The organism is Thalassovita autumnalis (assembly GCF_001458255.1).
GTDB lineage: Bacteria > Pseudomonadota > Alphaproteobacteria > Rhodobacterales > Rhodobacteraceae > Thalassobius > Thalassobius autumnalis.
Map to the genome: position 1 here is coordinate 233,014 of NZ_CYSB01000029.1, position 6,861 is coordinate 239,874.

At 56.2% G+C, this 6,861-nt stretch carries 9 protein-coding genes; 1 reads left to right on the forward strand and 8 read right to left on the reverse strand.

The features are described from left to right. From rplB to rpsJ, 8 genes are all read right to left on the reverse strand, one after another. Positions 1-843 (reverse strand): 50S ribosomal protein L2, encoded by an 843-nt coding sequence (gene rplB / locus TL5118_RS11580; protein ID WP_058245160.1) that lies wholly within the window; start codon positions 841-843, stop codon positions 1-3. Positions 844-1,221: 378 nt separating this feature from the next. Next, positions 1,222-1,668, reverse strand: a complete 447-nt coding sequence (locus TL5118_RS11585) for a hypothetical protein (RefSeq protein ID WP_131727439.1) — start codon at positions 1,666-1,668, stop codon at positions 1,222-1,224. A gap of 277 nt (positions 1,669-1,945) precedes the next feature. Next, the gene (locus TL5118_RS21715; protein ID WP_278044375.1) at positions 1,946-2,071 is read right to left on the reverse strand and encodes a hypothetical protein; all 126 of its coding nucleotides are present in this window, start codon (positions 2,069-2,071) and stop codon (positions 1,946-1,948) included. 76 nt (positions 2,072-2,147) lie between these two features. Continuing rightward, positions 2,148-2,924 carry a pyrroline-5-carboxylate reductase family protein gene (locus tag TL5118_RS11590; protein WP_058245162.1) on the reverse strand — a complete coding sequence of 259 codons (777 nt, stop codon included), beginning with the start codon at positions 2,922-2,924 and terminating at the stop codon, positions 2,148-2,150. A 140-nt stretch (positions 2,925-3,064) separates the two neighbouring features. After that, positions 3,065-3,358 carry a 50S ribosomal protein L23 gene (locus TL5118_RS11595; protein ID WP_058245163.1) on the reverse strand — a complete coding sequence of 98 codons (294 nt, stop codon included), beginning with the start codon at positions 3,356-3,358 and terminating at the stop codon, positions 3,065-3,067. Next, on the reverse strand, positions 3,355-3,972 hold the full coding sequence (gene rplD / locus TL5118_RS11600; RefSeq protein ID WP_058245164.1) for a 50S ribosomal protein L4: 618 nt from the start codon (positions 3,970-3,972) through the stop codon (positions 3,355-3,357). Before rplD ends, TL5118_RS11595 begins: the two co-directional genes overlap by 4 nt. After that, complete coding sequence (gene rplC / locus TL5118_RS11605) at positions 3,969-4,694, reverse strand: 50S ribosomal protein L3 (protein WP_058245165.1); 726 nt, start codon at positions 4,692-4,694, stop codon at positions 3,969-3,971. Before rplC ends, rplD begins: the two co-directional genes overlap by 4 nt. A gap of 15 nt (positions 4,695-4,709) precedes the next feature. After that, complete coding sequence (gene rpsJ / locus TL5118_RS11610; protein WP_058245166.1) at positions 4,710-5,024, reverse strand: 30S ribosomal protein S10; 315 nt, start codon at positions 5,022-5,024, stop codon at positions 4,710-4,712. Between the two features lie 396 nt (positions 5,025-5,420). Between rpsJ and TL5118_RS11615 the strand changes: the two genes are divergently transcribed. Then, positions 5,421-6,587, forward strand: coding sequence for a glycosyltransferase family 29 protein (locus tag TL5118_RS11615; protein WP_058245167.1), 1,167 nt, complete (start codon positions 5,421-5,423; stop codon positions 6,585-6,587). Positions 6,588-6,861: the final 274 nt, after the last annotated feature.

Consider the following 6,861-nt stretch of genomic DNA (forward strand, 5'->3'; position numbering starts at 1 on the left):
TTAACGGCCCTTCTTCTTGGCGTGACGCGAGCGAATGATAAGCTTCTGCGACGCCTTGTTGGTGTTGCGGGTACGCTTGCCTTTGGTCGGCTTACCCCAAGGGGTAACCGGGTGACGACCACCCGAGGTACGGCCTTCACCACCACCGTGGGGGTGGTCGATCGGGTTCATAACCACACCACGAACCGACGGACGGATGCCTTTGTGGCGCATACGGCCGGCTTTACCGAAGTTCTGGTTCGAGTTGTCGGGGTTGGAGACGGCGCCAACGGTGGCCAGGCATTCCTGACGAACCAGACGCAGTTCACCCGAGCTCAGACGGATCTGAGCGTAACCGCCGTCACGGCCAACAAACTGAGCGTAAGTACCGGCTGCACGGGCGATCTGGCCGCCTTTGCCCGGTTTCAGTTCGATGTTGTGAACGATGGTACCGATGGGCATACCCGAGAAGGGCATGGTGTTACCGGGTTTGATGTCGGCTTTTGCCGAAGCGATAACCTGGTCACCAACCGCCAGACGCTGCGGGGCCAGGATGTAGGCCTGCTCGCCGTCTTCGTACTTAATCAGCGCGATGAACGCGGTACGGTTGGGGTCATATTCGATGCGCTCTACGGTAGCAGCGACGTCGAATTTGTTACGCTTGAAGTCCACGATACGGTAGAGGCGTTTTGCCCCGCCGCCTTTGCGACGCATCGTGATCCGCCCGGTGTTGTTCCGGCCGCCGTTCTTCGTCAGACCCTGGGTGAGGGCTTTGACGGGGCGTCCTTTCCACAGCTCCGAACGGTCGATCAGTACCAGCCCACGCTGGCCTGGCGTAGTCGGCTTATACGACTTAAGTGCCATGCTTCTGTCTTCCGTTTTGTGAGGTAGGCGATTGCCTACCCTTAGGTTATAGCCCCCCGTCCGTTTGTTCCCCGCTGGAAACGCCCTACTAGGGTGGCCGATCATAGGGCCCCGAAGGTCCCAAAGTTCCAAATATCATGGGCCCCGGAACGAATCCGAGGCCTCAAGATGCGCGGGAGGTATCAGAGATGTCGGGGGGAGTCTATAGGGGCACCAAAGAAATAAGGCCATTCAGGCGTTTTCTCGGAATCGGCTCGAAATTGCAATTGACCTGGCGCGGCGACGGCATTGCAAAAACCCTACCCAAACGCACAGCATCGCCAGTAGTAGAGCGATGCCAACATCTAAACATCGCCCCAAAGCCCCGTCTCCGGGACGTCAGCCTTCAAGACCCCGAGGCAGGGTAAGTTCGACCTCGTGATTGAAAACATCGTAGTCAAGGGCGCAAACGAATGTAAAATTCTCGCGGTAGCACAACACAGCATCGCCATCTATTCGAAGCAGTTCCAGCAAGCACCAATAATCGATTTGGCCACCCAGCTTCACCATACCAATTTCGTCAGCGAAGTTGTGCAGGAACAGGTAGCGTGCCATTTGAGCTGCGGTTCGCAGTTGAGCCGTATCAATCCCGTCAGCGGCCAGCAGTTCGCCAATGGGCACGCCCACCGAAAGAGTAACGAAATCGCTCTCCTCTCTTTTTGGCTGCATCGAGACTGGGAAGCTCGGACGTAGCGCGTCGAGCGAAACGAAGGTGTAGCTAGCGCTAGACTTGCCTAACACACGGTGAATTTCCTCAACTTGTTTACTAATTTCCATACCGGCCATTCATCACATTATTCAAAAATTTTTCGTATTACGGGTATCAAACTGGAGAGATCCAGCCAATTAGGTTGAATGAGCACTACAGAGGCCTGAGCGACCGTTAGCGCAATAAGCGGCGCCCTCTTTAGCAGCTATAGAAACCGGAATTTATAAATTTCCCTCAAGCATGTTGATCGCAACCTAGTGCCCACCACCGGGCGCAATCAAGTGCGGCACGGGCCAAACACCAACGCCGCCCCAATGGGACGGCGCTTGCATGTTACACTGATCGTTTACGGGATCAGACGTCGTAGACCGGGTGTTTCATCTGCGGGCCGTCACGTACTGGCAGTTCGCCCCCGGCGCTACAGGCGGACAGGGCCATGGACCCGGCGATCAATGCGGCGGCGGCTACAATCTTCATCATCATCACTACTCCTGTTACTCGTTACCCAGTTTAAAACGGCAGGAATGAACAAAAGGTATAGCGCCTTGGCCACGCCTCACAGGCTACGCGCCTTATCCGCTGCGGCTGTCAGGCCGGCGGAAATCAGATCAGCCAGTGGCGAGGCGCGCATTGCATCCAGCCCCGCCGCTGTGGTGCCTGCATAATCGACCATGCCCTGCACATGCTCTGCCGCTGTTGGCCCCTCTGCCAGCATCTGGCCGCTGGCCAGAAACAGCTGGCGGATCGCCTTATCTGCCACCTCAGCCGGGATGCCCTGCGCGGTGGCGTGGTTGATCATTGCCTCGGCAAAGTAAGCGACAAATCCCGGCACCGGGCCAGTCATCGCGGTGAAATGATCCAGTAGCGGCTCCTCCGCGATCTCATCCGTTGCGCCGCAGGCCTCAAACAGCCGGGTCACATACTGCCGGTCCAGCGCATCGACAGCCGCGGAGGCCACCCAGGGCGAATAGGCCAGCCCCTGCCCCGCCGCCGGGCTGGACATGGCCCGGACAACGCGCGCAGCCCCGGTCTGCGCCTGCAGCGCCGCTAGATCCACGCCTGCCATAACCGAGATCACCAGCTTGCCCGACAGATCCAAACTCATATCGGCAAACACGGCGGGCGGCAGGCACAGCAGCACCAGATCGCTGGCAGCAACCAGTTCGGCGTTCGATTGCGTTACACGCACCCCGTCGGCCCAGTCCGGCGCCACACCGCTGCGATTTGAGATCGTGACCTGCCAGCCGCCCTGCGCCAGCACTGCCCGCAGCATCGCCGCGCCCAACATGCCGGATCCGCCGATAATACCAAGATGGGGGAGAGGGCTGGGCATCTGAGGCTCCTTCGAAAATTGCCGCGCCATCTGAGGCGCCTTCGCCGCTGAAGTCAACGCAAGGCAAGAGCCAACACCCGGACAACGAAAAAGGCCCCCGCTTGCGCGGGGGCCTTCTTTAGCTTTCAAAACCGTTCGACTTACAGACCGGAGGTCACGTCGATGGTGTTGCCCTCTTCCAGGGTAACGTAAGCCTTTTTAACGTCTTTCCGCTTGCCCAGCTGGCCGCGGAAGCGCTTGGCTTTACCTTTGGTGATGGTGGTGTTGACGGCTTTGACCTTCACACCAAAGACAGCTTCAACAGCTTCTTTGATCTGGGGTTTGTTGCTGTCGATTGCCACTTCAAACACAACCGCACCGTTTTCCGACGCCATGGTCGCTTTTTCGGTGATGATCGGCTTGCGGATCACATCATAGAGTGCAGCTTTGGTCATTTCAGGCGAGCCTCCAGAGCTTCGACACCTGCTTTGGTGATCACCAGGGTGTCACGCTTCAGGATGTCATAAACGTTGGCGCCCATCGTCGGCAGGATGTCCAGACCGTCGATGTTGCGTGCCGCTACTGCGAAGGCTTCGTTGACAGCTGCGCCATCAATGATCAGTGCGCGCTTCCAGCCCAGGTCTTTGACCTGTTTTGCCAGAGCAGCAGTTTTGCCTTCGGACTCGGCGGATTCGATCACAACCAGCTCACCTGCTTTGGCTTTCGCCGACAGAGCGTGCTTCAGACCAAGCTTACGGAACTTCTTGGTCAGGTCGTGGCCGTGGCTACGCGGGGTCGGGCCCTTGTAGATACCACCTTTGCGGAAGATCGGCGCGTTGCGATCGCCGTGACGTGCACCACCGGTGCCCTTCTGGCGATAGATCTTCTTGGTCGAGTAGCTGGTTTCCGAGCGGGTCTTTACCTTGTGGGTACCGGCCTGCGCGTTGTTGCGCTGCCAGCGAACCACACGGTGCAGGATGTCCGCACGCGGCTCCAGACCGAACAGGTCTTCGGACAGTTCTACGGAACCGGCCTTGCCACCGTCGAGTTTGATCACATCAAGTTTCATGCTTCACCCCCTTCGGCAGGTGCTTCTTCCGCCGGAGCTTCAGCAGCTGCGGTTTTCAGAGCCGCCGGGAACGGTACGTTTTCAGGCAGAGCCTTTTTCACGGCGTCCTTAACGGTGACCCAGCCACCTTTGGAACCGGGAACGGCACCTTTAACCATGATCAGGCCACGGTCGGCGTCAGTTTTGACGACTTCCAGGTTCTGAGTGGTCACACGAACGGCACCCATGTGGCCGGCCATTTTCTTGCCTTTGAAAACCTTACCGGGATCCTGACACTGACCAGTCGAACCGTGCGAACGGTGCGAGATCGATACACCGTGCGATGCACGCAGACCGCCGAAGTTGTGACGCTTCATTGCACCGGCAAAACCTTTACCGATCGAAGTGCCTGCAACATCCACTTTCTGACCTTCAACGTAGTGCTCAGCCGAAATCTCGGCGCCCACTTCGATCAGGTTTTCTGCGGAAACGCGGAATTCAGCCAGTTTACGCTTGGGCGCAACATTGGCCTTGGCGAAGTGACCGCGCATGGCCTGGCTGGTGCGTTTGGCTTTTGCCGAACCGGCGCCCAGCTGAACGGCGGTGTAACCGTCACGTTCGTCGGTACGCTGGTCAACGACCTGCAGGTTTTCCAGTTGAAGAACAGTCACAGGGATCTGCTTGCCGTCTTCCATGAACAGGCGGGTCATGCCCACCTTCTTAGCGATAACACCAGAGCGCATTACAATACCCTCCGATTACGCTTGCAGCTTGATCTCGACGTCCACACCAGCGGCGAGGTCGAGCTTCATCAGCGCGTCAACGGTCTGGGGGGTCGGATCAACGATGTCGAGCATACGCTTGTGCGTACGGATCTCGAACTGGTCGCGGGATTTCTTGTCGATGTGAGGGCCACGCAGAACGGTGAACTTCTCAATCTTGTTCGGAAGCGGGATCGGGCCACGAACCTGAGCGCCGGTGCGCTTGGCAGTGTTTACGATTTCCTGGGTGCTGGCATCCAGCACGCGGTAATCAAATGCCTTCAGCCGAATGCGAATGTTTTGACTTTGCATTTCGTCAGCCTTTTTTTAGGCGTTGGAGTTGAGAGGAGGGTCAGCGACCATCGCAGATCCTCATCGAACCCAAAAGGCGGGAATCACCCCGCCTCCATCTGCATACACAGACCCGCGCGTCCTACAGCGGGAATACCTGTCTGGCAAGGGGTTTTGATCCCTAAGTCGCCGAATATCTCGTCGACCTCAAAACGCGCACTGCGCTGTCCCCACAAGAGTGAAGCCCCCCTGACTGCACCAAGGAGATCGCACTACCCCCCGTTAACGCAAGAATGGCCAACCCAATTGCACCCCGTGTTTACAAAACTCCCACCCCTCCTCTATTTACTATTTCGCTGAATTCTAGCTAAGACCCACAACTCACCCTTGAGCCACAAATCCAAGACGGAGTCTGATTTGGCCACTGAATACCTAAAACTGCATGCTCAAAATCCCGAATATGGCAAAACAAGCCTGAGGCTGCTGGGATATGTGCTTCCGTTACTTGAAGATCTTAATGCAAAACGTGTTTTGGACTTCGGATGTGGAAAGGGTGCTCTTGGTAAAAAGCTTCAAAGCCTCGGCTATGATGTGTCTTTCTACGACCCTTACGTGCCGGAGTTCGCTAAAGATCCCGAAGGGCAGTTTGATGCGGTGCTCTGCACAGATGTCATGGAGCACATCCCTGAATCTGAGCTAAACGGCGTTCTGGAAGCGATCGCCTCAAAGTCAGCCAATGTGCTTTTTGTCATATCTCTTACATTCGCTGACGCTCTGCTCTCAGATGGCAGCAATGCACACTATACAATCAAACCGCCTGCATGGTGGCAACAACGGCTAGCCCCCTATTTTTCGAATGTAACTGAAGTGCCTACGCGGCAGGACACGGCAGTCGGTTATACGAGCTGGGCACCGAAAAACGATACGGTTGCGCAGATCTCCCAGCACAGGAAACTTGAGAGAAGAGCGGCAAAGCGCTCTGAACTCTACAATCGACCGCTTAGGGAGATCGGGTCATATTTGCTTGAGCGTAAAAAGCTGTCAGCGCTTGCTGATCTCACGAAAGGCAAAAGCGTCGCGCTTGTGGGAAATGCCAAGTCACTGAGGGAAAAATCGCTTGGAGGTGAGATTGACGCGCATGATGTCGTTATCCGTCTGAATCGCGGTCCAATAATGTCGACAGAAATCAGCGGCCAAAAAACAACCGTGCTGGCCACCAGCATCCCCATCTCGATGGGGCTATTTAAGCAACGGGGCTGCGAGCTTGCCCTTTGGCTGACCCCCAAGCGGAAGAAGTTCCCACTTTGGTTCCTGAAAAAGAAATACAACTGTGCCGTTTTTCCAAAATCACATCACAAAGCGCTCAGCCGAACTATCGGCTCCCGCCCAACGAGCGGCGTTATGGCGCTCCACTCGGTTTTGGACGGGGAACCATCGCAAGTGACACTTTTTGGTTTTGACGGTTTTGCAAGTGGGTCTCTTTCCAGCGACATGACCGCCGAACAAGCGCCCCATGACTTTGTGAGCGAACAGACTTATATTGACCAACTGGTCGAACGGCTACCTTTCCTCACGCGCGCCTAGAAATCGGCAACGCACATTGTCACCAAATGTTGAAATAGGGTGTGAGCGGCACTTACTGCCGCAATTGACCTAAAGTTCGTCAACATATGCTTAGCAAACGATAGGGTGCTCTACGGGCACCCTTTTTTGTGAGTGTCCAACAAGGCAAAAATTTTGCTCAGTTCAAATGCAAAAAGGGCGCCCCGAGGGACGCCCTTTTCGTAGATCAAATCGTCGAGTGATTACTCGATGATTTTGGAAACAACACCGGAACCAACGGTGCGGCCGCCTTCAC

Coding starts and splice junctions, on each gene's coding strand:
- rplB (WP_058245160.1), bottom strand. CDS start 843: ATGGCACTTAAGTCGTATAAGCCGACTACGCCAGGCCAGCGTGGGCTG.
- TL5118_RS11585 (WP_131727439.1), bottom strand. CDS start 1,668: ATGGCCGGTATGGAAATTAGTAAACAAGTTGAGGAAATTCACCGTGTG.
- TL5118_RS21715 (WP_278044375.1), bottom strand. CDS start 2,071: ATGATGAAGATTGTAGCCGCCGCCGCATTGATCGCCGGGTCCATGGCC.
- TL5118_RS11590 (WP_058245162.1), bottom strand. CDS start 2,924: ATGCCCAGCCCTCTCCCCCATCTTGGTATTATCGGCGGATCCGGCATG.
- TL5118_RS11595 (WP_058245163.1), bottom strand. CDS start 3,358: ATGACCAAAGCTGCACTCTATGATGTGATCCGCAAGCCGATCATCACC.
- rplD (WP_058245164.1), bottom strand. CDS start 3,972: ATGAAACTTGATGTGATCAAACTCGACGGTGGCAAGGCCGGTTCCGTA.
- rplC (WP_058245165.1), bottom strand. CDS start 4,694: ATGCGCTCTGGTGTTATCGCTAAGAAGGTGGGCATGACCCGCCTGTTC.
- rpsJ (WP_058245166.1), bottom strand. CDS start 5,024: ATGCAAAGTCAAAACATTCGCATTCGGCTGAAGGCATTTGATTACCGC.